Origin of the sequence: Streptomyces sp. NPDC004111 (genome assembly GCF_042874215.1) — a bacterium.
GTDB lineage: Bacteria > Actinomycetota > Actinomycetes > Streptomycetales > Streptomycetaceae > Streptomyces.
On sequence record NZ_JBIAMU010000011.1, the window covers coordinates 1 to 23,733 of the forward strand.

The 23,733-nt window shown below is 70.7% G+C and carries 28 protein-coding genes, 1 tRNA gene and 2 pseudogenes; 19 read left to right on the forward strand and 12 right to left on the reverse strand.

Features of this window, described 5'->3' with window-relative positions:
* Nucleotides 1-307 precede the first annotated feature (307 nt).
* Together ACFYVL_RS21595 and ACFYVL_RS21600 are read left to right on the forward strand one after the other, a co-directional pair.
* Nucleotides 308-976 (forward strand): endonuclease domain-containing protein, encoded by a 669-nt coding sequence (locus tag ACFYVL_RS21595; protein WP_389247140.1) that lies wholly within the window; start codon nucleotides 308-310, stop codon nucleotides 974-976.
* Nucleotides 977-1,430: 454 nt separating this feature from the next.
* Nucleotides 1,431-2,294 (forward strand): nuclease-related domain-containing protein, encoded by an 864-nt coding sequence (locus ACFYVL_RS21600; RefSeq protein WP_389247142.1) that lies wholly within the window; start codon nucleotides 1,431-1,433, stop codon nucleotides 2,292-2,294.
* A gap of 11 nt (nucleotides 2,295-2,305) precedes the next feature.
* Here ACFYVL_RS21600 and ACFYVL_RS21605 read toward each other — a convergent pair whose 3' ends face one another.
* The 4 genes from ACFYVL_RS21605 to ACFYVL_RS21620 all read right to left on the reverse strand — a co-directional run bounded on the left by ACFYVL_RS21605 (nucleotide 2,306) and on the right by ACFYVL_RS21620 (nucleotide 4,633).
* Complete coding sequence (locus tag ACFYVL_RS21605) at nucleotides 2,306-2,794, reverse strand: NUDIX domain-containing protein (protein WP_389247144.1); 489 nt, start codon at nucleotides 2,792-2,794, stop codon at nucleotides 2,306-2,308.
* A gap of 19 nt (nucleotides 2,795-2,813) precedes the next feature.
* Entirely contained in the window at nucleotides 2,814-3,533 is a 720-nt protein-coding gene (locus ACFYVL_RS21610) for a hypothetical protein (protein ID WP_389247146.1), read from the reverse strand.
* 5 nt (nucleotides 3,534-3,538) lie between these two features.
* Complete coding sequence (locus ACFYVL_RS21615) at nucleotides 3,539-4,027, reverse strand: helix-turn-helix domain-containing protein (protein ID WP_389247148.1); 489 nt, start codon at nucleotides 4,025-4,027, stop codon at nucleotides 3,539-3,541.
* A 234-nt stretch (nucleotides 4,028-4,261) separates the two neighbouring features.
* A complete protein-coding gene (locus ACFYVL_RS21620; RefSeq protein ID WP_389247150.1) occupies nucleotides 4,262-4,633 on the reverse strand; it encodes a GntR family transcriptional regulator in 372 nt (123 codons plus the stop codon).
* Between the two features lie 150 nt (nucleotides 4,634-4,783).
* Between ACFYVL_RS21620 and ACFYVL_RS21625 the strand changes: the two are divergent.
* The 15 genes and pseudogenes from ACFYVL_RS21625 (at nucleotide 4,784) to ACFYVL_RS21695 (ending at nucleotide 12,693) form a co-directional block, all read left to right on the forward strand.
* A pseudogene (locus tag ACFYVL_RS21625) lies at nucleotides 4,784-5,140 on the forward strand (hypothetical protein).
* A 24-nt stretch (nucleotides 5,141-5,164) separates the two neighbouring features.
* Nucleotides 5,165-6,499 carry an FtsK/SpoIIIE domain-containing protein gene (locus ACFYVL_RS21630; protein WP_389247152.1) on the forward strand — a complete coding sequence of 445 codons (1,335 nt, stop codon included), beginning with the start codon at nucleotides 5,165-5,167 and terminating at the stop codon, nucleotides 6,497-6,499.
* Between the two features lie 86 nt (nucleotides 6,500-6,585).
* On the forward strand, nucleotides 6,586-6,777 hold the full coding sequence (locus ACFYVL_RS21635; protein WP_389247154.1) for a hypothetical protein: 192 nt from the start codon (nucleotides 6,586-6,588) through the stop codon (nucleotides 6,775-6,777).
* An 82-nt stretch (nucleotides 6,778-6,859) separates the two neighbouring features.
* Nucleotides 6,860-7,030 carry a hypothetical protein gene (locus ACFYVL_RS21640; protein ID WP_389247156.1) on the forward strand — a complete coding sequence of 57 codons (171 nt, stop codon included), beginning with the start codon at nucleotides 6,860-6,862 and terminating at the stop codon, nucleotides 7,028-7,030.
* On the forward strand, nucleotides 7,030-7,722 hold the full coding sequence (locus tag ACFYVL_RS21645; RefSeq protein WP_389247158.1) for a DUF2637 domain-containing protein: 693 nt from the start codon (nucleotides 7,030-7,032) through the stop codon (nucleotides 7,720-7,722). The genes ACFYVL_RS21640 and ACFYVL_RS21645 overlap by 1 nt, the downstream gene beginning before the upstream one ends.
* Before the next feature lie 14 nt (nucleotides 7,723-7,736).
* Nucleotides 7,737-7,925, forward strand: coding sequence for a mobile element transfer protein (locus ACFYVL_RS21650; protein ID WP_389247160.1), 189 nt, complete (start codon nucleotides 7,737-7,739; stop codon nucleotides 7,923-7,925).
* A 21-nt stretch (nucleotides 7,926-7,946) separates the two neighbouring features.
* Entirely contained in the window at nucleotides 7,947-8,102 is a 156-nt protein-coding gene (locus tag ACFYVL_RS21655; RefSeq protein WP_389247162.1) for a hypothetical protein, read from the forward strand.
* A 21-nt stretch (nucleotides 8,103-8,123) separates the two neighbouring features.
* On the forward strand, nucleotides 8,124-8,435 hold the full coding sequence (locus tag ACFYVL_RS21660) for a SpdD protein (protein WP_389247163.1): 312 nt from the start codon (nucleotides 8,124-8,126) through the stop codon (nucleotides 8,433-8,435).
* A gap of 15 nt (nucleotides 8,436-8,450) precedes the next feature.
* Nucleotides 8,451-8,681, forward strand: coding sequence for a hypothetical protein (locus tag ACFYVL_RS21665; RefSeq protein WP_389247165.1), 231 nt, complete (start codon nucleotides 8,451-8,453; stop codon nucleotides 8,679-8,681).
* 90 nt (nucleotides 8,682-8,771) lie between these two features.
* Complete coding sequence (locus ACFYVL_RS21670) at nucleotides 8,772-8,966, forward strand: hypothetical protein (RefSeq protein ID WP_389247167.1); 195 nt, start codon at nucleotides 8,772-8,774, stop codon at nucleotides 8,964-8,966.
* Nucleotides 8,966-9,151 carry a hypothetical protein gene (locus ACFYVL_RS21675; protein WP_389247168.1) on the forward strand — a complete coding sequence of 62 codons (186 nt, stop codon included), beginning with the start codon at nucleotides 8,966-8,968 and terminating at the stop codon, nucleotides 9,149-9,151. The genes ACFYVL_RS21670 and ACFYVL_RS21675 overlap by 1 nt, the downstream gene beginning before the upstream one ends.
* Nucleotides 9,148-9,855 (forward strand): DNA methylase, encoded by a 708-nt coding sequence (locus ACFYVL_RS21680; RefSeq protein WP_389247170.1) that lies wholly within the window; start codon nucleotides 9,148-9,150, stop codon nucleotides 9,853-9,855. The genes ACFYVL_RS21675 and ACFYVL_RS21680 overlap by 4 nt, the downstream gene beginning before the upstream one ends.
* Nucleotides 9,852-11,237 carry a replication initiator protein RepSA gene (repSA, locus tag ACFYVL_RS21685; RefSeq protein ID WP_389247173.1) on the forward strand — a complete coding sequence of 462 codons (1,386 nt, stop codon included), beginning with the start codon at nucleotides 9,852-9,854 and terminating at the stop codon, nucleotides 11,235-11,237. The genes ACFYVL_RS21680 and repSA overlap by 4 nt, the downstream gene beginning before the upstream one ends.
* A 2-nt stretch (nucleotides 11,238-11,239) precedes the next feature.
* Entirely contained in the window at nucleotides 11,240-11,437 is a 198-nt protein-coding gene (locus ACFYVL_RS21690) for a helix-turn-helix transcriptional regulator (RefSeq protein WP_389247175.1), read from the forward strand.
* The gene (locus tag ACFYVL_RS21695; protein WP_389247177.1) at nucleotides 11,437-12,693 is read left to right on the forward strand and encodes a tyrosine-type recombinase/integrase; all 1,257 of its coding nucleotides are present in this window, start codon (nucleotides 11,437-11,439) and stop codon (nucleotides 12,691-12,693) included. Before ACFYVL_RS21690 ends, ACFYVL_RS21695 begins: the two co-directional genes overlap by 1 nt.
* A gap of 306 nt (nucleotides 12,694-12,999) precedes the next feature.
* Here the strand turns inward: ACFYVL_RS21695 and infA are convergent, their stop codons facing one another.
* From infA to ACFYVL_RS21725, 6 genes and pseudogenes are all read right to left on the reverse strand, one after another.
* On the reverse strand, nucleotides 13,000-13,224 hold the full coding sequence (gene infA / locus ACFYVL_RS21700) for a translation initiation factor IF-1 (protein WP_389247179.1): 225 nt from the start codon (nucleotides 13,222-13,224) through the stop codon (nucleotides 13,000-13,002).
* Nucleotides 13,221-14,012, reverse strand: coding sequence for a GNAT family N-acetyltransferase (locus tag ACFYVL_RS21705; protein ID WP_389247181.1), 792 nt, complete (start codon nucleotides 14,010-14,012; stop codon nucleotides 13,221-13,223). The genes infA and ACFYVL_RS21705 overlap by 4 nt, the downstream gene beginning before the upstream one ends.
* Before the next feature lie 253 nt (nucleotides 14,013-14,265).
* Entirely contained in the window at nucleotides 14,266-15,723 is a 1,458-nt protein-coding gene (locus ACFYVL_RS21710; protein ID WP_389247183.1) for a TQXA domain-containing protein, read from the reverse strand.
* Nucleotides 15,724-16,275: 552 nt separating this feature from the next.
* A pseudogene (locus tag ACFYVL_RS21715) lies at nucleotides 16,276-16,659 on the reverse strand (single-stranded DNA-binding protein); the annotation flags it as partial.
* A gap of 129 nt (nucleotides 16,660-16,788) precedes the next feature.
* The gene (locus tag ACFYVL_RS21720; RefSeq protein WP_389247185.1) at nucleotides 16,789-18,699 is read right to left on the reverse strand and encodes a GTPase; all 1,911 of its coding nucleotides are present in this window, start codon (nucleotides 18,697-18,699) and stop codon (nucleotides 16,789-16,791) included.
* Complete coding sequence (locus tag ACFYVL_RS21725) at nucleotides 18,696-20,276, reverse strand: dynamin family protein (RefSeq protein ID WP_389247664.1); 1,581 nt, start codon at nucleotides 20,274-20,276, stop codon at nucleotides 18,696-18,698. The genes ACFYVL_RS21720 and ACFYVL_RS21725 overlap by 4 nt, the downstream gene beginning before the upstream one ends.
* A 329-nt stretch (nucleotides 20,277-20,605) precedes the next feature.
* Here ACFYVL_RS21725 and ACFYVL_RS21730 point away from each other — a divergent pair.
* A tRNA-Arg gene (locus tag ACFYVL_RS21730) sits at nucleotides 20,606-20,678 on the forward strand.
* A 173-nt stretch (nucleotides 20,679-20,851) separates the two neighbouring features.
* On the opposite strand, the gene ACFYVL_RS21735 is transcribed toward ACFYVL_RS21730, so the two are convergent.
* Nucleotides 20,852-21,547: a hypothetical protein gene (locus ACFYVL_RS21735; protein WP_389247187.1), complete on the reverse strand. Its 696-nt coding sequence runs from the start codon at nucleotides 21,545-21,547 to the stop codon at nucleotides 20,852-20,854.
* 386 nt (nucleotides 21,548-21,933) lie between these two features.
* Here ACFYVL_RS21735 and ACFYVL_RS21740 point away from each other — a divergent pair, with 386 nt between their 5' ends.
* Nucleotides 21,934-23,151, forward strand: coding sequence for a glycosyltransferase (locus tag ACFYVL_RS21740; RefSeq protein WP_389247188.1), 1,218 nt, complete (start codon nucleotides 21,934-21,936; stop codon nucleotides 23,149-23,151).
* Between the two features lie 54 nt (nucleotides 23,152-23,205).
* On the opposite strand, the gene ACFYVL_RS21745 is transcribed toward ACFYVL_RS21740, so the two are convergent.
* A complete protein-coding gene (locus ACFYVL_RS21745; RefSeq protein WP_389247190.1) occupies nucleotides 23,206-23,676 on the reverse strand; it encodes a DUF1772 domain-containing protein in 471 nt (156 codons plus the stop codon).
* Nucleotides 23,677-23,733 lie beyond the last annotated feature (57 nt).

Genomic DNA, 23,733 nt, shown 5'->3' on the forward strand with positions numbered 1-23,733 from the left:
CAACCTGGCCAAGCGCATAACGGACGAGACCACACCAACCTGGCGAGGAACCTACTAGGACAGAAAGGGCAATCTGCCTAGATCAAATGCCCTCTCAGAGCTGCTTGCTACCTTGGCTGCGCTGTGAGCGGTCTAAAGCATCAAGTCGGCTCCGTTGTCAGCAGCAGAGACATGGAAGGCGTAGCCGCCAAGTATGAGTACGAAGGACTGTGAGGAGTGTGGGACAGCGTTCGATCCCACCGGACGAGCTCGTTACTGCGGGGACGAATGCCGCTCAGAGGTGCAAGCGCTGCAAATGACGGCAAGTATGTACGGACTGACCTTGGAACAGACCAGGGTCGTTCGTTCCATAGGTGCTTGCATGATCTGCTCATCTACCATCTCGGGATTCGAGTCCGGAATATTTGCGGCAGATCATTGTCACGATAGCGGAGTTGTGCGCGGCGTTCTCTGTCGATCCTGCAACTTCCTATTGGGTAACGCTCATGATGACGTCGACGTCCTTTTCGCTTCTGTTAAATACCTACTCAAAGACCACGGCGTTGAGCCTTGGAATCAAGGTATGCGTAGAGAGAAAATCGTCGCCGAACGAAAGGATCAACGTCTCACCGTCCGAGTTGAGCGAGCCGAGAGTGCTCTAGAGGTGGCTGAGCGGCGTGTTAAAGAACTTGAGGCCATCTTGGCGGAAGTAGCCGCAGACACGGCAGTTGCCGCTTTGCGTCGTGCTAGAGATGCCGATGCTGTTGAGAGGTTCGTCAGTGAGTTCATATCACCTGCTCCTCGCGGGAGCTCGCGAATTCAGGCAGGTTCCCTCCGAAGTGCTTGGGCGGAATGGACAGGAGGTGCCTCCTGCCCAGTGCAGAGTCTTCATGAGGCCCTACATAAACTAGGTGGCGTTCATCGTCGGTCTTCGACTGGGCGGTACTGGGATGGAATAGCCCTGAATTCTATGCCAAGGGGCGGTACCAGGGATTGAACAGTGCGAGCACGCGGGTGCTCGGGAGTGGCGGGGAGCATTGGCATCCAGTCGAGAGAGTAGGTCGGCGGAGCGGCTTTGGTCGGTGTCCTGCCCGGTTTGGGGTTGAGCATGATCAGGGGGCCGTACGCTGGCCGGCAACTCGGGCAGGCTGTGATCCTGCCCGGAATTTGAACGAGTGGCCCCCTGGTCTTGCTCGACGCGGGACCCGAACTGGGGAGGTGGGTAAAGCCGTGGAGCCGACCGCCCCAGCCACGAGCGGTGTTCCCTACCAGGGCCGGTTGCTCCGGCCCAGGCAGCGGGCGGGCGGCGCAGCCGCAGAGCCTGCAGCCAAGGGCCAGGCCCGCGTACGCGGGCCCTTGATGAAGTAGGGAAATTCTGACCGCAACGTGCTCTTGTGGGCTGCCCGGCGGGCTGCTGCTATGGCTGTACGGCACAGCCACTGGGGGGCGGCATGGGCGACGAGTTACAGATCAAGGCATGGCGGCGCTACGGGCATGATCGGCTCTACGTCATGCGGCCGGACGGGCTGGCCGTCGCGTGGATGGACCGTAGGACCGGAGAGGTCACCTTCCTTCGCCCGGAATACCGCGAAGCTGTCTTGGCCGCCCTTGCGGACTACCAGGACCCTCCACCTCCGACCGTTGCCAAGGTTCCACGCTCGTCGACACAGCCGCAGTACGAATCGCTTTCACCGCTCACTCCGGACTATGACCTCGCCCGCAACCGGGCAGGGGCAAGCGTGCGAGACAAGATCCAGAAGGAGAAACCCGCTCCGGTCACTCGCCTGCTCGACGTGGTGCTGCGGCGGCCGTCGCACCTGGACACATGGCGCACCGGCTATCGCGGGGAGCAGCTTGTCGGAGCCGAACTGGCACGGCTGACTTCTGGTGGTTGGCATGTGCTGCACGCTGTACCGCTACCGAGAGAAGTGGATATTGATCACCTGCTGATCGGCCCCGGCGGAGTCTTCAGCATCAACACCAAGCGGCACCCTGACAAGGCCGTTTGGGTCGGCAACGACGCAGTTCGGATCAACCATGGGCCGCCGCACCCGTACCTCCGCAAGAGCCGTGCCGAAGCCCGGCGCGTTCAGCGAGTGCTGACCCGGTACTGCGATGTTGCTGTCCAAGTTCAGCCGGTTCTTGTCTTCGTCGGAACGGCCGAACTCGTCAGGGAGCCGTCGCTCCTCGACGTTCGGGTCTACCGCGAGCGGGAAGTATCAGCGCTCGGTCCGTTGGAAGGTGTACTGGACCCCGAACAGGTGGAGCGGGTCTTTGCCGTCGCTCGGCACCGGCTGGCCTGGAAGCAAGCGTAGGGGGTGGGTACCTATGCCGCCGCTGAACGTGGCTCCTGCCCGTGTTCGAGATAGACCGGGGCTGATGTCTCCCGCGCCTGGATCGCTGCCGCGATTCGCCGGGCAAGCCTCGGGATTGTGCGGGCGCTGATCTCGGTGACTTCCACGTACGCGAAGCTCTTCAGCTCCTCGGCCTGCAAGGTGATCTGCTCGTGTTGCTCGGGTGCGATCTGGCCTCCGTCGAAGAGGTACAGCACCTTGTCACCTTCGCGGTCGCTGGGAGCCCAATCGACGGCCAGAAGGGCCCCGAGCGGCGGCGTGATGCCGAGTTCTTCGCGGACTTCCCGACCGGCTGCCTGCAATGGCGATTCCCCGGTTTCGACGTACCCGCCGGGGATGTCCCAGTAGCCCTTGTAGGTGGGCTCCACCATGAGCAGTCGTCCGGCCTCATCAAAGAAGAGCGCACCCGCAGCCATACGCGGGTGCGCCATCTTCGCTTCGTGCTCGTTCATCGCCGTCATGCGCCCGAGCGTACCTACGTCAAACGACGTGCAGCCGGTCAGCCAGTTCTGCCATGGGGCGACTCGGACGGCCGCGCTGGTTGCGTACCCACGACAGGACGAGTTCCCGTGCCATGTAGTGGCTACGTACTTGTTCAGGTGCCCAGCTCTCGGCTTGCAGGACCATGGCGAGCGCTTCGTCCACGCGGTTGAACGCGCTCAGCGCGCGTGCCACTTCGAGGTTGTGCCGGGTTCGACGTTCAGTCGGCAGACCCGTCGTGTCGATGCCTGGACCTAGGTCTACTGCGATCTGCATGTCACCGAGTTCGCCAGCGGTCGCCACTCGGTGAATGTCCACGTTGGTTGGTCCGAACGCGGTCCATACGTAGTTCGCGTCTTGCCCGAGGCGTTGGGCAGATCGGTCGGCCTCGGCCAGGAATTCCTGCGTCGCCTGCCGGTCATCCCCTCGCGCAGCGGCCATTGAGCCCGCGAGGAAGAGAGTCCCGTAGATCGACAGGAACTGCGGGGTGGCGTCAGCGAGTCCCGGACGAAGGTAATCAGACGCGTCGCCAACGAGCTGGACAGCGGCACTGTAGCGGCCGTTGGAAAGCAGGCAGTGGGCCACCGATCGGAAGAGAGAGCCGGTGACGACCATGTTCCCGGCTTGCTGAGCTGCTGCGAGACCTCGATCGGCTGCGATCCACGCGAGATCCGTTTCCCCAAGCTTGGTGAGGACCATCGCGGCGCTCTGGTAGGTCATTGCCGTCAACTCGTGTGCGCGCTCGCGGTCATGGCCCTCGTCGCCTGGCAAGCGATCAAGGCGTCGGCTAGCAGCAGGGGGAGACGACGGGTTGCGAGCCCATAGCGAGAGTCCTGGTAGGCGTCCCAGACGTCGGCGACGCTCGATCGCAGGTCGTTCAGCGGGGTGGGCTCACCCTCGGTCGGAACTCCGAGAATCGGCGTGAGCTGGCGGTAGTTCATCAGGGCAGATCGCAGAGCCGGGACAGTCCGGGTGCCGCTCTCGTTCGTCCAGTCCATGAGCGTCGGCTCGGCTAGCAAGTCACCGAGGGAGACGTCCAGCGCGTCGGCGAGCGTCTTGATCACCGATAAGCGGTCCAGCTCCAGCCTGTTGTTCTCGGCCCTGCTGAGCCAGTCGACCGTACGCCCGACCAGGCCGGCCAACACCTCCTGTGACAGGCCCCGCCTGCGGCGGTACCAGGCAACTCGTTCACCGATCGTCAGGTTCGTCGTCATTCCTCGCATGGGATGAGCTTCTCCCCGTCTCTACACGGGACCCCGGAGGATTTTTCCGGGGTGCTTCTGCGAACCGGTCCTAGCGTTACTGCCAACCGCAGGGGCTGTCAGATCAGATGTGGGGCAAGGGGGCCACCATGGTGTTGACCTTGGAAGAACGGTCGATGCTGGCTGAGCAAGTCGAGCAACTTAGCGGAGAAGTAGCGGAACTTGCCCGGCGAGCCGAAAGGGTGATCAACGCTCTTTCGACTGCTGCCGGACAAGGTCCTCTAGCTGTTCCATCCGCTCCGTCAGTCGACGGACATCGCCCCGCACCTCGGTTAGAAACTGAGTGATCTGCTCGAACTCCGGGCTGTGCTGGGTGGAGGTTGCGTCGCTCGGGAGCGCGGCGAAGCTGCCCTTGCCCTGATGCGAGATTGCGAATCCGTCCTCACGAAGGCGCGAGATCGCCTGGCGGGCGACCGTGCGTGAGACCCCGTGCTGAGCCATCAACTCGGACTCAGACGGCAACTTCTCCCCGGGAGCCGTCTCGCCTTCCCGGATCTTCGCTTTGAACTCGTCGGCGATCTGCAAGTACGCCGGCTGCTTCCCGTTGAACTCGGCCATGACCCCTCTTCGCGGTTGTTGTACCAAGTGCAGCACATGGCACCGACACGAGTCGAGAACAACCACTTGACACACCAAGTAAGACAGGTTCATTCTCAAGAAGACATGACGTACTAAGTACGTCGAGTAACTCAACCTAGGAGCGCAGCTATGCGTCAGTTCCCCGTCGACACGTCCGCCGCCACGGTGATGGTGGCGAAGCCCCCGGAGACGAAGGTCTAGGACCGTCGGACCGGTGAGATCGCGGTTGACTCGCAGACCGGTGCCCAGATGATGACGTTGGGCGTGGTGTTCGCCGCGAACGGTGAGACGGACATGATGACCGTGTCGGTGCCGCAGACCGGTGTCTCCGACGAGCTGCCGATGGGCACGCTGGTGTCTCTAACGGGCCTGGTGGCGGTGCCGTGGGAGAACGAGTTCGGCGGTCAGAAGCGGCACGGGATCGCGTTCCGCTGCGTGGCCATCACCCCGGCTCACCTCCCGGCAGCCTCGAACGGCAAGGGCTGATCCCCGGTGAGTGGCGGACAGATCGTGTCGTTGATCGGCTTAGTGCTGATCGTGGTCGGGCTGGGGGTGCTGCGGTGGCGGCGTCCGGCCTGGTACTGGCTCGGCTTCGGCTCCCTGGTGGCCCTGATCCGTATCCGGGCGTCGTTCCGGTCGGTGATGGAAGCCTGCGGGCTGACCGAACCTCCCTCCCGCTCCCGGCTGTGGATCGCCGCTGCAACCCATCGTGAGCCGGTGCGGATTATGCCGGGCATCCGGTGGGTGAGGATCACCCGCTCCGGATTGGTCCTGCGGCTGCGGATGCGCCCGGGGCAGGAAGTCCAGGACTTCGAAGCGGCGACGGAACGCCTGCGGCATTCCTGGCGGATGCACGGCGTCCACGTCCGTGCCCTGAAGCCCGGATATCTGGAAGTTCGGCTGATCGGGTACGACGTGCTGCGCAGGGTCGTCATGCCGGGCAAGCCCGGTGCCGGTCTGCTGCGGGTGCCGGTGGCCGTGTGCGCCGATGGCTCCGCTCACCTGCGGGACTTCCGCGCCACGCCGCACGAACTCGTGGTCGGAGCCACCGAGTCGGGCAAGTCGGTGTATCTGCGCGGGCTGATCAAGGGTCTCGCCCCGCAGCGGGTCGCCCTGGTGGGGATTGACTGCAAGTGGGGTGTGGAGCTGGCCCCGTTCGCCCGCCGGCTCTCCGCCCTCGCGGTCACCCCGGATGAAGCTGGTGCCCTGCTGGATGCGCTGGTGGGAGAGATGACGAGCCGGTTCGAGCTGGTCTGCGCAGCCCAGAACCTCCCTGCGGACGCCCCGCTGGACGCGATCACCTCGGATATCTGGGGCCTGCCGGACGATATCCGGCCGGTGCCGCTGGTGCTGTTCGTGGACGAGATCGCCGAACTGTTCCTTCTGACGAGTAAGGCGGATGAGAAGCGCCGTGACCACCTGGTCACCCAATTGATCCGTCTGGCTCAGCTTGGCCGTGCTGCGGGCATGTACCTGGAGATCTGCGGGCAGCGCTTCGGCTCCGAACTCGGCCCCGGTGCCACCTCGTTGCGCGCTCAGTTGACCGGCCGGGTGGCACACCGGGTCAACGATGAAGGCTCGGCGAAGATGGCGCTTGGGGACGTGAGCCCGCGTGCGGTCGGCGTGGTTACCGCGATCGCCCCGACCCGCCCCGGCACCGCTGTTGCCGCACTGCCGACTGGTGGCTTCGCCCGGATCCGCGCCCCGTTCACCTCGCTCCCGGATGCGGTGGCGGCCTGTGCCAAGCACGCGCACATGACGCCGGACCTGTCCGCCTTGGACGCCTTCCGCCCCGTCCCGGCCCCGGCCGGTGCCCTGGTGGAACTGGCCCCCGAACCGGCCTGACACACCCCCTGCCCCACGGCCGGCGCGACCGCCTCGCACCAGGTCCCTACCCCGCCCATGCCCGAAACCGAAGGGAGCACCACCCCATGGCCACGCCCGCCCGCAAGACGACCGCGAAGAAGAAGCCCGCCCCGGTCAAGCCGGTGCCGTGCAAGCCGTGCAAGGGCACCGGAGAAGTCTCCGCGCCCATCCGAGTCGGCCGCTCCCGCCGCCCGGCCGGTGAGCAGACCGGGATGTGCCTGCGCTGCTTCGGTGCCGGCGAACACGCCCCTCGCTGAGTGATCCCCGCCGGTACCGGGCGGCAGGACTGCGAGAGCCCCGCCCGGTGCTGGCCCCAATCCCTGAAGGGAGGAGACGGCCATGAAGGTACGCATCACGATCACCGTCGATGTCGACGCCGAAGCCTGGGCGCTGGACTACGGCCTGGACCTCAAGGACGTGCGATCCGATGTGAAGGAGTACATCGGCTACCTGATCGCCGGATCCCACCACGTCGAAGACCGGACGTTCACTGATCTGGGGTGGAAGTAGTGCCCCGCCCCACGGTCCGCCCGGACGCCCTGCTGGTGCAGGCCGTGATCGCCGGAGCGTTGTCCTTCGCCCACCTGCACGACATCGCCGCCGCAGCCGGACAGGATGGCTGGAAAGCCTGGGCCTACCCGATCAGCGTGGACCTGCTGCTGGTCGCTGCCTGGCGACAGCTCCGCATCCTGCGCACCGCCCACCGGCCGGCCGGGGCCGCCTGGACCTGGTTCCTGGTCGCGCTCGCCGCCTCCCTCGGGGCGAACGTCGCCACCGCCGGGCTCCTGGACCTGGCCGACGTACCGGCCTGGCTCCGCATTCTCGTCGCTGGCTGGCCCGCCCTCGCCTTCCTCGGCGGCACCCTCCTGGTCCACACCCCGAACCCTGCACCCGCCGCGGACCCCGCCCCCGTGCAAGGAGATGAGGATCCCACCCCGGTGGAGATCACCCGCCCCATGCCGGAGGAAACCCCGCCGGCCGAAGCGGCTCCGGCCCTGCCTCCGGCGACCGCCCCGGACCCGGCACCGGTACCGGCCGACATCCCTGCACCGGTGATCCCGGACGCGCTGCTGACATACGCCCGCAAGGTCGCCGACGAACACCAGACCCGCACCGGCACCCCGATCGCCCCGGACACCCTGCGCGCCCGCCTCGGTGTCCCCGCCCCGATGGCCGACGCCATCGCCGCCCAACTCGCCTGAAAGGAAGCCCTGTTATGACCCGCTACCGATTCCGCGACACCACCCGGATCGGCCCCGTCGAGATCGGCACCTACACCGACCGCTACGGCCGGGAGGCCCACGCCGCCGCCTGCACCGCCCCCGGCTGCGACTGGTCCGCCTCCTACCTGTCCCGTCCGGCCGCTGAACTCGCGGCCCGCGCCCACCGCTGCAACCCCCGCTGACCTCAAGGGAGATCACTCGTCATGGACGTTCCGCTCTGGCTTGCCGTGATCGTCGTCGGCTGGCTCGGGATCAAGCTCACCCGCCCGCCGATCTGGCTCGTCGCCCTGCTCCTCCTGGGCGGGTTCCTCCTCGCCGACAGCATCATCGCCCCCGCCCTCGACTCGCTCGTCAAGTAACCCGCAGACAGGAGAAAACCCGTGTTCAAGCCTCGCTTTCCCACCCCGGACACCCCGGTCCTGACCGCTCACACCCCGGCCGCCCCGCCCACCGACTCAAGCCCGGTCCCCGCCTCGGTCCCCGCGCCGGCGGGTCTGGTCGCCCGGCTGCCGCGTTCGACCGGCGCTGCTGTCGCCCTCGCCGCCGGGGGCGTCGCCGGAGCCCTGGCGCTGGCCTCGATCGCCGTGTCGCTGCTGCTGGCGGTCGCCGTGACGGCTGTCGCGCTGTCGGTGTCCGGGCTCGTCGTGCTCTTCCTCGTCCGCACCCTGCGCGACGAGATCAACCACCACTGAAAGGAACAGATCGTCATGGGCCTCTTCAGCCGCAAGCAGGACCCCGCCCCGGCCGACCCGGCCGCCGCCGAACTCGGCCGCGAGTACGCCATCGCCAAGCGCCACGGCGACCGCAAGAAGGTCAACCAGATCGCCCGCCAGCTCGGCAACGGCACCACCGACCGCGAGTCCTTCGAGGCCGGACGCCGCGCCTACGACGACATCCCGCCGATCGACCCGCCGCGCCGCAACCGCCGCCGCCGCTGACCGGCCCCCGGGGCGGCCTCTACCGCCAAGTTTCCGCCGCCCCGGACGCCGTGCTCCCACCCGATCTCTCAACCGGAAGGAAGTTCCATCATGGCCTACCGCCCCGGCCCCATGGCACGCGTGTGCCCGGACTGCGACGGCTTCCCCATCGTCGCCATCACGACCGGCACCCTGCACGCCGACGGCTCCCGCCACGTCGTCCCCGCCATCTGCCGGGCCTGCCACGGCACCGGCACCCGCACCGCCCGCCGCACCGCCCCCGTCCCGGCCGGGAGGTGGGTGTGATGGGCACCCTCCTGAACTGGAACTCGCCCCAGCACTACGACCACACCGGCGACAAGCCCTGCGTCTGCTGCGGCAAGCCCACCCCGCTCCGCTCCGACCGAGGACGGCCCTGCCACAAGGTCTGCGCCGAAGAGTGGATCGACGCCCACACCCCCCACGACAACGCACGGGAGGAGCGGCGATGACCGAGACCCTGCGCAACGGGCTGCGGGTGCTCGATCTGTTCTCCTGCGCCGGCGGGGCCGCCATGGGCTACCACCGCGCCGGCTTCGACGTCGACGGCGTCGACCTCGCACCCCGCCCCAACTACCCCTTCCCGCAGTACCAGGGCGACGCACTCGCCCACCTGCAACGGCTCCTGACCACCGGCGACATCGGCCAGTACGCGTTCATCCACGCATCCCCGCCCTGCCAGGCAGGGTGCGCGCTGACGGTCGGCACCAACGCCTCACGCGGCTGGGGACGCGACCACGTCCAGCTCATCCCCGAACTGCGCACCCTGCTGGACGCAACCGGTCTGCCGTACGTCATCGAGCAACCCAACGGGCGTGCCCCCGTCCGCAAGGATCTGACCCTGTGCGGGGAGATGTTCGGGCTCGGCGTGCTCCGGCACCGGACCTTCGAACTCGGCAACTGGTCCACCGCCCAACCCGCCCACCCCCGCCACCGGGGATACGTGCGCGGCTACCGCCACGGCGTCTACCGGGACGGCCCCTACGTCGCCGCCTACGGAGCCGGCGGCGGCAAAGCCACCGTCACCGAAATGCAGCAGGCCATGGGCATCACCTGGACCGACGTCCGCGAAGAACTCACCGAAGCCATCCCGCCCGCCTACACCCGGTGGATCGGCGTCGCGTTCCTGACCTGCCGGCAGGAGGTGTGCGTGTGAGCAACACCGCCACCCTGGCGGGCCTCGACCCGACCACCCTGGGGGACCTCCTGCGGGTGGCCGGGTCCCCGGGCTTCGACCGCTGGCAGGACCAGATCCGCCGTACCGGCGGCTGTGCCGAACCCATCCACCTCACCGGCTGGACCCTGGCCAAGGACAAGACCACCGGCCAGACCCGGCACCACTACTCGACCGAGGGTGAGCCGGGCGGAAGGCTGCGGATCGCGTGCGGCAACCGGCGCGCCTCCCGCTGCCCCTCCTGCGCCTACACCTACGCCGGCGACACCTACCACCTGATCCGCGCCGGACTCGTCGGCGACCGCGGCAAGGACATCCCCGCCACCGTCCGGGACCACCCCCGGGCGTTCGCCACCCTGACCGCCCCGTCCTTCGGCCCGGTCCACAACCGGCCCGCCTCCGGCCGCTGCCGCTGCGGCACCACCCACCCCGACGGAGACACCCTGCTCGGCACCGCCCTCGACCCGGCCACGTACGACTACGCCGGCGCGGTGCTGTTCAACAACCACGCCGGGGAGCTGTGGCAGCGCTTCACCAACCGGTTACGCCGCGAACTCGCCGCCCGCGCCGGCCTGACCCAACGCGACTTCACCGACCGCGCCCGGCTGTCCTTCGGCAAGGTCGCAGAGTTCCAGAAACGCGGAGCCATCCACTTCCATGCCGTGATCCGCGTCGACGGACCCGACGGCCCGGACTCACCGCCCCCGGCATGGGCCACGACCGCCGTGCTGGACGACGCGATCAGGGCCGCCGCCGCCCACGGATACACGTCCGTCTCGGTCCCCGCCGCCGGAGAGCAACCGGCCCGTACCTTCCGATGGGGAACACAGATCGACGTCCGGCCGATCCGCGCCTTCGACAACGGCACCGACATCACCGAGCAAGCGGTCGCCTCATACGTGGCGAAGTACGCCACCAAAGCAGCCGAGACCACCGGCACCCTCGACCGACGCATCGGGGAACTCGCCGAACTCGACCGCCACCACGTCCCCGACCACGCCCGCCGCCTCATCCGCGCCTGCTGGGACCTCGACCCGCTCTACCCGGACCGGCGGCTGTGGGCGTGGGCGCACATGCTCGGCTTCCGAGGCCACTTCAGCTCCAAGTCCCGCCACTACTCAACCACCCTCGGAGCCATGCGGCAGGTCCGCGCCGACTACCGCGCCGCCCAGGAACACACCGCCCGTGGCCTGGACGACCGCGAACCGGACACCGTGCTCGTCCTCGCCGCCTGGCAGTACGCCGGCCACGGCCACACCCCCGGCGAATCCGCCCTCGCCGCAGGCATCGCCCGCAGCATCCAGCTCAACCGCGAAACCGCCCGCGAAGCCCTCGCCGACCTGCACGACGAACAGGAGTGGTGACCATGCAACGCACCTTGCCCGACCGGTACCTGACGCCGACCGACGTCGCCGATCTCCTCGGCGTGCCCATCGAGACCATCTACCAGTGGCGGCGCAAGCACACCGGCCCGAAGGGGTTCCGCGTCGGCAGGCACCTCCGCTATGACCCAGCCGACCTGCGCGCGTGGGTCGAATCCCTCATGGAAGTGGAGGCAGCCTGATGGCCGGACACATCCAAGACCGCTGGTACAAGACCACGATCAACGCCAACGGCAAGGAAGTCCGGGTCAGGAGCGACCGGTACGGCATCGGGCTGCGCTACCGCGCCCGTTACGTCGGGCCGGACGGCACGGAGCAGTCCAAGAGCTTCGCGGACCGGAAGAAGAAGCTTGCCGAGAAGTGGCTGACGCGCATTCAAGCCGACATGGATGCGGGCCAGTACATCGACCCGAAGGCTGGAGAGATCACGTTCGGGGAGTACGCCGTGAAGTGGTTGGGCGGGTTGACCACGGATCTGGGCAGTCAGGAAGTCGTGGATCGGCGTATCCGGCTGCACGCGGTGCCGTACCTGGGTTCGCGCCCGATGGGGTCCTTCAAGCCGGAGCACATGCGGACCTGGCTGAACGCGCTCAAGACGGCATTGCCGAATGCGACGTACCGCCGTGCCATTTACGACTCGGTGTCTTCGCTGTTCAACGCAGCGGTGGACGACGGGGTGATCCGGTCGAACCCCTGTCACGCCCAGTCGGTCAAGCCTCCGGAACCTGACCCCCGGCTAATCACACCGTGGCCTGAGTCCCGTGTGCTCGCTGTCCGCGCCGGACTGCCCGACCGGTACGCCGCCACCGTGGACGCGGCCGGCGGTGGTGGACTGCGGCAAGGGGAAGTGCTCGGCCTGGACGCTGAGAACATCGACTTCAACACCGGGTGGCTTCACGTACGGCAGCAGGTCAAGCGAGTGCGCGGGACCCTAGTGTTCGCCCCGCCCAAGCGGCGCAGGCTGCGGGACGCGCCGCTCAGCCCGGTAGTGGCGGACGCCCTTCGGCTCCACATGCGTCGGTTTCCGCCAGTGGAGGTCAAGTTGCCGTGGGAGACCCCGGAAGGGCCGCTCGTGGCACGGACCCTGGTGTTCACCAGTGGTGTGGGAAACGCGATCTGGCGCAGCTACTTCGATGACTACGTGTGGAAACCTGCGTTGGCCTCCGCCGGCGTCATCCCGCTGAGGAAGCCCGGGGAGAAGCGCTACGCCGCCGCGCCGGACGACGGGATGCACGCCCTGCGGCACTTCTACGCCTCGGTGCTCCTGGACGGCGGGGAGAGCATCAAGGCGCTGAGCGTCTACCTCGGGCACTCCGACCCCGGGTTCACCCTGCGGATCTACACCCACCTGATGCCCAGCAGCGAGGAGCGGACGCGTAAGGCCCTGTCGGCGGTGTTCCGGAGGATCAACCCGGAGGAACTGCCGGAAGCGGTCTGACGGCCTCCAGACGGCCCACGGCCCGTGCCCGGCCCCTGATCGGCGGTTCCCTCGCTGGTCAGGGGCCCTTTGCGTGATCGCACTCGGCAAAAACACCCCATCTTGCCTGACGGCCAGGGGCCGGGGGAAACGCGTATCGCCCGGCGCCCGTGACCTGGACGTTCCGGGGCCGTCGGGGTGACCGGGCCGTCACCGAGCGTCGATGTCCGGTGCCGGGGGCCGGGCCCGGAGTGCCGGGAGTCCCGGTCGCGGGGGTGCCGGGACCGGGACTCCGGGGTCAGGGGGCGGGGAGATGGGCCGCCGGGGTCAGTTGCGGTAGCGGAAGACGATGCGGCCGCGGGTCAGGTCGTACGGCGGGAGTTCCACCAGCACCCGGTCCGACAGCACGATCTTGATGTAGTTCTTGCGGATCTTTCCGCTGATGTGCGCGAGCACCTGGTGGCCGTTGTCGAGTTCCACGGTGAACATGGCGCTGCGCAGGCACTCGACGACGCGGCCCTCGACCTCGATGACGTTCTTGTGCTGGGTCATCGCACCAGCTCCAGGTTGCTGCTCACCGGGCGGGCGCCGACGCCCCGGAAGAGGGCCGAGGCCGCGTGGTTGGACTCGTGGACCTCGGCCCAGGCCTCGTCGAAGCCGGAGCGGTGCAGTGCGTGCAGGGTGTGGGCCAGCAGTGCCCGTGCGATGCCGCGGCGCTGTGCGCCGGACCTGACGGCGATCAGGCCGATGCGCGGCCTGATCGCCGTCACCACCCTGATCAGGCCCAGATAGCCGTCCGGCGTCGCGGCGGCCGCGTACTTCGACGGGTCGAGCAGGGTGTCGCCCGCGGGACGGGGGACCACCTCCGCTGGCATGTCCCGCCATCCGACGGTTGCCTCGACCTCGTCGCGGACCGCGCGGTCCACCGCCCGCAGCAGGTCCTCGTCGGCCCTCCCGGCGGGCACGACCGTCACGCCGGGAGGGGGCAGGACCGCGCCGAGGCCGGTGGTCCGGGGGTCGGTCGGTACGGCGTACTCCCACTCGCGGCGCCGGACCGTGAAACCGGCCCTTCGCCAGCGGGCCGTCAGGCCGGTGTCGGCCTCGTCGACCACCGCGTGCAGGGGGCGGGGCAGTGCGGCGAGCATGGCCGCGGCGAGTGCGGCGAAGGCGGCCTCGTGCCAGGCGTCGATGCTGACGAACAGGCGTCCGTCGGGCCGGCGCACCGCGTGTCCGCGGCCGGCCACCAGGTCGTCGTCGAGTGCGTGCCACTGGCCGTCGGCGACGCGGGTGACCGTCACCGCGTGCTCGCCGGGACCGGCCGTGAAAGGTGGGGTGTTCATCGGTGTCTCCTCGGGAGTGCCTCGATCGCAGGCGCTCCCGGCGACACCGAACGTCAGCCGCCGGACCGTGGCGGAGTGAGGGAGCACCCACGGGTAACTGGGTTCACGGGGCTCACCTCCCTACGACGACTTCACGGTCCACCGTGAAGGTAGCAGCGGGACTCCGGCTCGCTCCACCCCTTTTCCGCACACGCCACGGGCACCGGACTCCCTCCGAGGGGCGGGTGTCCGGTGCCCGTGGCGGCCGGTGCGGCTACTCCTCGTCCGGCGCGGGCTTCTTCTTGCGCAGCAGGAACACCACACCGCCGCCGGCCACGAGCATCCCGAGGGCGAGGTAGCCGATCATCGGGGTCGCGGCGGAGCCACCGGTGGCGGCCAGGTTCTGGTCGTCGGCCGTGGCGATCGGGGTGGGCTTTCCGGCGGTGGCCGGGGTGGGACGGTTGGCGGGGGCGTTCGCGGTGCCGATCGCCACCGTGCCGGCCGTCTCGCAGTCCAGTACGCCGGTGAAGTTCTTGCGGAGCCCGCCGGGGCCGGAGACCGTCAGGTCGTACGCCTGGTCCTCCTGCAGCGGGATGGTCACCGTGCGCGACGTGCGGGCCGCGATGGTGTGGCTGAAGCCGAGGAGTTCGAAGGTGAACGCGGCGTCGCCCGCGTTCACGGCCGTGATGCCGACACCGCTCTTGGCGCAGTCCTTCTTGGCGGAGAGCGCCGGGATCGCCCCGGTGGTCTTGCGGGCGGCCCAGGTGACGGTCGCGTCGGCGGTGACCGTGGAGGTGCTGGCCCCGGCCAGGATCTGGGTCTGGCTGTGGGTGTCGCTGACGAGGGCCCGCCCGATCGGCACCCGGGCGTCCGCCTGGACGCTGAGCGCGCTCGTGCCGCCCTCGGTGTCGCCCGGTATGTCGAAGTAGAGCTGGGCTCCGGCCTTGACGTCCGTGACGGGCCTGCCCGCCTTGTCGACGACGCGGACCCCGTACGGCGCGTCGGCGGCGAGGCCGACGGTCACCCGGTCCGCCTGGGCGCGCACGGTCACCGGGCCGACCCGCTCCCCGGCGCGTCCGGCCACCGCGGGCGGGTCCAGGGAGAGCGAGGCGGGCGGCTGCGGGGCGTCGCGCGCGGCCCGCGTCAGGTACTCGGCGAGCCGGCCCGCGCCGGGGTCGGCCGGCAGTGCCTCGACGTTGTCGGAGAAGCGCCAGATCGCGGCCTGGGTGCCCGCGGCGGCGGCCTTGTCGTCGAGCGCCTTGACCCCGGCCTTCCCGGCGAGCGCGGCGAGGTCGTTGACCTGGGGGTAGGAGTGCTCCAGGATCCAGCGGATCTTGCCGGCGTTGTTGTTGCGGTGCAGCGAGGACTGGTCCCAGCCGACTTCCTTGTACGTGGTGCCCTCGCGCGCCGGGGTCCGCAGGTCGACGCTGTAGCTCTGCAGGGCGCCGCCGCCGGTGACGGCCATCTCGAAGAGCCCCGCCTCGGCCTTCCACTCCTCGCCCGCGTCACGGATGGTCACCGGGCCGTGGACGGCCAGCCTGCCGAGGGTGGCGGCGGCCCCGCCGGAGCCGACCGGGCGCTCGTCCGCCGCGGCGCTTCCCGCGCCGCCCAGCGCTCCCGCCGCGAGCAGGCCCGGGGCGAGTGCGACGGCGATCAGCCGGCGTACCCGGGTCGGGCGATCGCGGCGGGCGGTGCGGCGCCCCCGGTCGGTGGCCGGTGGTTCGGCAGTCATGCAAGTCCCCTCCGGGCGAGGTTCGTTCGCATGATGCGTGTGTGGGGTGTGCCTCGCCTGCAACCTCAAGTGCCCCATGGGTATCCGGGAATCCTAAGGAAGCAATGCCGAACAACCCCCCGCCATGCGTCCTGACGTCCTATTCCGAATCGGAATCGTTATCGCCCGGGGCTCAACCCTCCTGACCTTGTCGACAAGTCACCTGCACATAAGGGATGTTCAGGACACTGCTCCCGCCGGTTCCGCCGTCGGCGCGGACGTCCACTCCGCCGTGCGGGCCGCCTTCTTCCGGGTGGCCGCCCGCTCCGGCTTCCGTTCGGGCTCGCGGTCGGCGGCCCCGACCGCGGCCCCGTCCGGGGTCGGGTCCGGGGTCGGGTCCGGGGTCCGGTCCGGGGCTCCCCTGGCCGCCCAGCTCACCGGGGTGTCCGCCGCCCAGCCCGGCGGCACCTCGGGCACCAAGGGCAGGGTGAGCACGGTCGTCGCCTCGTGCGCGGTCCGAGCGGCGTGGGCGGGGTGCGCGCCCTGCGCCCGGGGGTCCGCCGCCCGGACCGCGGCGGGCTCCACCAGACTGGGGTCCGCCTTCGCCACCCGGCGGAACGCCGATGTGCCGCGCGTCATGTCGTGGCCCACCGCGAGGGCGTCGACGTCCGCCGAGAACCGCCGCTCGCCGTCCCTGGTCTCGTCCTTGACGCGCAGTCGGCCGTGCACGACCAGCGGGTCGCCGACGTCGACCGAGGAGGACAGGTTCGCCGCCAGGGAGCGTCTCGCCCACACCGTGTAGAAGCTGGTCGGTCCGTCGGTCCAGGCCTGCTGCTCGCGGTCGAAGCGCCGGGCCGTCACCGCCAGCCGCAGTCTCACCACGTGCCCCAGTGCCGTCTCGGTGCCGATCGGACCGGTGGCGGCGTTGCCCACCAGGGTCACCATCGTCTCGTTCATCGCGGATCTCCCCTCCATGGCCAGCCGGGTCCCGGCTGGTGTTCTCCATGCTGGGCGGATCCCCGGTCTCCCGCTGGGCCTGTGGATCAGCGGGCCCTTGTGGAGAACTCCGTCACCCTCGACCCACCGTCAGCCGCTCCACGGCGGAACGGAGTCCACCGCGCGGGCCGCCCCCGTGACCGTCACGTACCGCTCCCGCACCTCCCGGTAGCGCAGCAGTTCCGCCGCCACCGGGTCGAGCACCTTCGCCCGGCCGCAGCCCGCCGCAGCCTCCCGCAGCCGCCGCTCGACGTCCTGGCCGTACCGCCGTGCGGGGCCGCGTGCGGCGGCCCAGCAGCCCCACTCGACCACCGGGCCGCCGACGACCCCGGCCAGCATCAGCAGGAACGGCGGCAGCAGGTCCGGTTCCAGTACGCCCAGCACCTGGCCCAGCAGCCACAGCCCGCCCAGGATCTGAATGAGTGTCATCGAGGCCTGGGCGAGCACCGCGACCGGCCACCACGCGGGCCGCGGCGGGTTGCCCCGCGGGGCCCCGGCGGTCACCGCCAGCGCGTCGAGTTCCTGCGGCAGGCCCTCGGCGCCGCGCACCGCGGACTCCCGTACGGCCTGTGCCCAGGGGCCGGGCAGCCCGGTGGTGGCCGCGTCGGCGACCGTGCGCACCGCCTGTTCGACCCGCTGGCGGGCCGTCACCTCGATGTCCTTGGCCTCGCCCGGCCGCTGTCCGGCCGGGACGCCGCAGCCCGGGGTGCGCCGGGCGTCGTACCAGCGCCACAGCCGCAGCCACGGCGTACCGCAGGCGCGGCCCGCGTGGCGCCGCCATTCGCGCTCGGCCGCCTCGCCCGCCGCCGCCGCGCCGACCGCCTCGGCCAGCCGGTCGCCGAACTCCTCCCTGGCCCGCTCCCCGAGCCCCGCCCTTCCCTCCGCCACGTACACCGGGCGCAGCCTGGCCGCCGCCGCGTCCACATCGGCGGCCAGCCGCCGCCCCGCGGCGCCCCTTTCCGTGACGAACGTGCGCAGCAGCTCGCGGAGTTCCTCCACCCCGTCACCCGTGAGGGCGGAAAGCGCGAGCACGGTCGCGCCGGGTTCGCCGTACTCGCCGAGCGCCATGCCGTCCTCGTCGAGGAGCCGGCGCAGGTCGTCGAGGACCAGGTCGGCGGCGTCGCCGGGCAGCCGGTCGGTCTGGTTGAGGACGACGAAGGTGACCTCCGCGTGCCCGGCGAGCGGGCGCAGGTAGCGCTCGTGCAGGGCGGCGTCGGCGTACTTCTCCGGGTCGACGACCCAGATCACCGCGTCCACCAGGGCCAGTACCCGGTCGACCTGTTCCCGGTGGGCGGTGACGGCCGAGTCGTGGTCCGGCAGGTCGACCAGGACCAGCCCGCGCAGCCCCTCGTCGCCGCTGGTCCCGGCGCCCGTCCCGGCCTGGAACGGGCGTCGGCGCAGCCGGCCGGGGATGCCCAGCCGGTCGAGCAGGCCGGCCGCCCCGTCGGTCCAGCTGCACGCGATCGGCGCGGAGGTGGTGGGCCGCTTGAGCCCGGTCTCCGAGATCCTCACTCCCGCGAGGGAATTGAAGAGTGTGGACTTGCCGCTTCCGGTCGCGCCGGCGATGGCCACCACGGTGTGCTGCGCGGAGAGCCGCCGCCGTGCGACGGCCTCGTCCAGCACCCGGCCGGCCTCGTGCAGCGTCCGCCCTTCGAGGCGGGCCCGCGAGAGCCCCACCAGTTCCCGCAGGGCGTCCAGCCGTACGCGCAGCTCGTCCCCGTACTCCCCGCCGCCGGGCGGTACGTCGCCGTGCTCCTGCGGCGGTTCCCCGTCCCAGGCCCGCAGTTCGCCGAGGGCGCCGCCGGCCTTCGCCGGGCCGCCCCGCTCGACCGCCCGACGGGCGATCAGCCCGTCGTCCCAGCCGCCGCGTTCCGACGCGTCCGTCCCGCCCGGCTCCCGGGCGTCCGGCGCGGTCGCCACGCCCACCCCGCCCGTTTCACCCGCCCCGCTCGCCGCGCTCGGCCCAGCGGCTTCCGTGGCCTTCGTGGTCACCGACGTCACCTCTCCTTCTTCGTCACGGACAGCGCGGCGATCAGCTCGGCCTGCGGCTCCGGCGTCACGTCCAGCGCGTCGATGGGCGCCAGCCGGCGGTCCCGCTCGGCGTGCAGCACCCGTTCGATGTACGTCGTCACCAGCTCGCCGCCCCGGTCGCGCAGCCGCAGCGCGCTCTGGGCGCCGATCCGCTCGGCCAGCCGCTCGCCCGCCGAACGGGCCCGCCGCCCGCCCAGCAGGGCCGCCGCGAGCAGGGCCGCCACGGCCTCCGGATCGGGTGCGGCGGGCCGCTCCAGCTCCCGTACGACCTCTTCGGCGAGTTCTTCCAGGACCCGGCGCCAGCGCCGTACGACCAGGCCGATCCGTTCGCCGGACTCCGGGTCGGGGCCGCCCGGCGCCACCGCGGAGGAGGCCGGTTCGGCCCGCCAGGCGGCGGTGACGCGTTCGTCGGCGGCGGCCACCGCGCACCTGAGCAGCGCGGTCAGGCTGTCGACCAGGGAGTCCAGCAGTTCGCAGTCGGTGGCGTCGGCCGGGTGGGCGCGCCACCGGGTGAGGGCGTCACCGGCCAGGACGGACCCGTTCCGCAGCCGGGTGCGGACCCGCTCGCCCTCCGCCGCGTACGCCTCCTCGACGGCGCCGGTCAGCCGTACGGCGGCGGCGTACTGCGCGGACACGGCGCCCGCCAGCTCCGGCATCCGGGAGTTGAGCGAGTCCATGGCGCCGCGCGCGGTGCGGGCGACGGCCTGCTGGCGGGCGGCGGGGTCCCGGACCCGGTGGGTGAGCCATTCGAGCAGCGGCGCGACGGCGGTGGACGGCAGCAGTCCGCTTCCGCCGCCTGCCGATTCGGGCAGTTCGGGGATAGTGAAGCGCGGCACGTCGCCGAGTCCGGCCCGGTCGAGCAGGGCGCCGTACTGGCGGGACACCTCGCCCACCACCTGGTGCGGCACCCGGTCCAGGACGGTCACCAGCATCGCGTCGTACTCCTTGGCGGCGCGCAGCAGGTGCCAGGGCACCGCGTCCGCGTAGCGCGAGGCGGTGGTCACCATCACCCAGATGTCGGCCGCGCAGATCAGTTCGGCGGCCAGCACGCGGTTCGCGGCCACCAGCGAGTCGATGTCGGGGGCGTCGAGCAGGGCCAGGCCAGGCGGCAGCGACTCGGAGGTCTCCACCCGCAGCACCCCGCTCTCGTCCTCCTCGGCGGCGTCCTCGCACCGTTCGGGGAGCCACACCCGGGTCAGCTGGGGCAGCACGCGCTGCCCAGCGAACCAGTGGTGGTCGTCCGGATGGCACACCAGCACCGGCGTACGCGTCGTCGGCCGCAGCACCCCCGCCTCACTGACCCGGCGTCCCACCAGCGAGTTGACCAGCGTCGACTTGCCGGCCCCCGTCGAGCCGCCGATGACGGCGAGCAGGGGCGCTTCGGGATCGCGCAGCCGGGGCACGAGATAGTCGTCGAGCTGCGCGAGGAGCTCCAGCCGTGTCTGCCGGGCGCGCGGGGCCCCCGGCAGCGGAAAGGGGAGGCGCACGGCGGCGACACGGTCGCGCAGGGCGGAAAGTGCGTCAAGCAGCTGAGGCCGTACGTCCAAGGTCACCACATACGAAGAATGCCCAACTATGCCCGCTTTTTGAAGCGTATAGACCGCCTCTGCGCGCCGATATCCCCCCAATCGGGGACAATGCGCACCCTGGGACACTTGGGACGAGTGGGGCGCAGGCATAACGAGTGCACAACACCCGGCGCGTGAGGCGCCAAAAGCGATGCGCGATTCGCACTCGCCTGCGATTATCGGGGGCGCTTCACCGAACCTCCACATCGTGCCACGCAGGTGAAGCAACCGGGCCACGGCGACAGGAGCCCTATCCTTGTCCCCGGCAACGGCCACACCGGCCGACCCGGGCCCCAGGCCCACCACCGGCCCCCGTAGCTCAGTGGATAGAGCAGGCGCCTTCTAAGCGCTTGGCCGCAGGTTCGAGTCCTGCCGGGGGCGCAGTACGCACGCACCGTCGGGCCCTTCCTCCGGGGAGGGCCTTCGTGCTGGTGCGGGCAGGCTAGCGAGGGGCGCATAGCGGTGACATAAAGGTCACCGGTGTCCGTACGGGCGGGAAGCGTGCGGGCGGTCGCCCCGCGACGGGGGCCGCCGGCCGCGCGCCGGTGTGAAGATCACAGGCGCCAGTACTGGTGCTTCTTCTCGTCCCGCACCACCACGCCCAGTCGGGCCAGTTCGGCGCGCAGTTCGCGGAGCTGTTCGTCGTCGGAGCCCTTTTCCAGGGTGGCCGCACGGGTCTTGAGCAGGGCGTGGGCGCCGTCGGGGAGGCCGGCCGCGCCGGGGATCCAGCGGCGGAACTCGTTCCTGTGGGGGTCCTCGTCGGCCCAGGCGTAGCCGTGCGCGGCGAGCGCGGCCGACAGCCGGGCGCGGGGCAGGTCGGTCCGCTCGCGGGCCAGTTCGGTGCCGTCGCGGGCGACCAGCACGAACTGCTTGTCGTCCCAGAGGGCCAGCGCGACGTCACGGCCCTGGAACTGCCAGCTCTTTCCCTTTCGGGTGAGGGTGATGTGCTCGGCGGTGATCTCGGCCGACAGTTCCTCGAAGTTCGCGACGAACGCCAGGACCAGGCCCGCCAGCGCGCCCAGCCCGATCATGGCGAAGGTCAGGCCGGGCTCGGGGATCGACGTCACCAGCTTGGCGGGGCCCTGGAACGGCGGCCAGTCCAGCGTGAGCAGCCACTTGGCCCCCAGCTTGACCAGCCAGCCGACGCCCGCGCCCAGCAGCAGGAACGCCGCCGCGATCCCCACCAGCGATCCGGTCGACTGCTTGAGGACGGTCGGCCCGTCCGGCGTTCCGCTCTTCTTGTCCAGCACCGTGGATCAGTCCCTCCGTGCGCCCTTGGGGGCCCTGTGGGTCCCGTGGCGGCCCCGGGGCTCCGTGAGTCCCCCCGGGGGTCCGAGTCGTACGGGGAAAGCGTGCCCGTCCGGTGGACGGCGGCGCGTCGGTCGATGGGATACGCCGGGTTGCCGAAAGTCTCGATCGCGGAGTGAGGGGCGATGGGGGTGACGGGCGACAGGCCCACGGCCTCCCACCCTCCCCCGATATTGATATCGGTTTGGGTAGATTTCCAGGGAAATGGGGCGCCGGTGAACCGGGCCACGCACGTCGGCCGCTCGGCTCCAGGCCCCCGGCACCCGGCACCCGGCACCCGGCACCCAGCACCCGGCCCCGCCCTCCGTCACTCGACTCGGGAACGCACTTGGACCTCTTCCTCGTCTCCGGCAGTACCGACACCCGCTTCGGCCCCGCTCTCCGGTCCCGGCAGCTGGCCGGACTCTTCGCCGGGGCGGGGCACCACGTCCACCTGATCGGCATCGCCCCGGGCGCCGAGGAGCGGCGGGCGGCGGACGCGGCCCCCGGCGACTCGGGCGGCCCGGACTGCTCGGGCGGCGGACCCGCGTACCGGGTCAGCACCCTGTACGACGGGCCGCCGCCGGCCGCCCCCGGCAGGGCCCGCCGCCGGGCCGGCCCCGTCGGCAGGCTGCGGCGGCGGGCGCACGAGCGGGGCATGCGGGCCAAGGCCGAGGAGCTGTCCGCGCTGTTCCGGGAGCGGCCCGGCGGCCCCGGGTCGGCCGGGGTCGTGGTCGTCACCGAGGGGTGGGCGCTGGAGTGGGTGGCGCTCGCCGACACCGCGGGGCTGTCCGTGGTGGTGATGAGCCACGAGCCGTACGCGGTCACCAAGCGCTCCGGGCGCTACCAGCGGCTGCGCTGGCTCTACCGGCAGCACGCGGACCGGGTGCTCGCCCCGACCCGGCAGGACGCCGACTGGTGGATCCGCAGCTGGCTGAACAACGTGGGGGTGATGCCCAGCCCGCTGATCGGCCGCCCCGAGCTGCCCTCGCCGCGCACCGGCCGGTGCGTCGTCTTCGTCGGGCGGCTCGACCACGACAAGGGGACGGACATCCTCCTCGACGCCTGGGCGCAGCTCGCCCCGCACCACCCCGGCTGGCTGCTGCGGCTGTACGGGGACGCCACGGACCGGGCGGGCGGCACGGGGGCGCGGGCACGGGCGGACGCGCTGCACAAGCAGTGCGCCGAACTCGGGATCTCCGCGTCCGTGGAGTGGATGGGGTACGCGGCGGACGTGCCCCGGGTGCTGGCGGAGAGCGCCGTGTTCGTCCTGCCCTCGCGGCAGGAGGGCTTTCCGCTGGCGCCGCTGGAGGCGATGGCGGCCGGGCTGCCGTGTGTCGCCTTCGACGTGTCGCCGGGGGTGCGGGAGTTGGTCACGGACGGCGTCGACGGGCTGCTCGCCCGGCCGGGCAACGTCGACGAACTCGCCCGCCAGCTCGCGCGGCTGTTGACGGACCGGGAGCTGCGGGAGCGGCTCGGGGACGCCGCCCGGGAGAAGGCGCGGCGGTACGCGCCGGAGGTGGTGGCGGAGCGCTGGGAGGAGCTGTTCGCCCTGCTGCGGAAGTGAGCGCCGGGGCGCGTCCCGGCACCCGCGCCGGCCCGCGCCCGGCCCGCTCCCCCGCTACACCAGCGCGCTCGCCGTCACCAGGCCGAACGCGGCCAGAGCCAGCAGGGTGCGCACCGCGTGCAGCCGGTTCCAGCGGGACTCGAAGGCGGCGCGGGCCGCCGCGTCCGTGGTGCCGGTGCGTTCGGAGGCCGCCAGGGCGGTGTTGAGCGGCACGTTGCCGCCCGCCGTCACCGCGTGGTTGAGGAACGACAGGACCAGGCCGCCGATCAGCAGCCACTGCTGGGTGTCCGTACGGCCGCCGTCCGGGGCGACGAAGAGGGCGGCGACGGGGAATCCCACGGACGCGAACATGGTCAGTACGAAGATCCCGCGCGGCACGGCCTCGTTGAGGCGGCGCATCACCGGCACGAACTGCTCGTCCGGGACCCGTGCCAGCGCGGGCATGATGCCGGTCAGGAAGATCAGCATCATGCCCGCGTAGAGGCCGGTGGAGACAACTGCCAGTGCGAGCAGAAGAGTTGACATGCTGCTCATGATGTCCGGAGTCGGCGCGGAGCGCAGCTCCGTTCCGGACATCGGGCC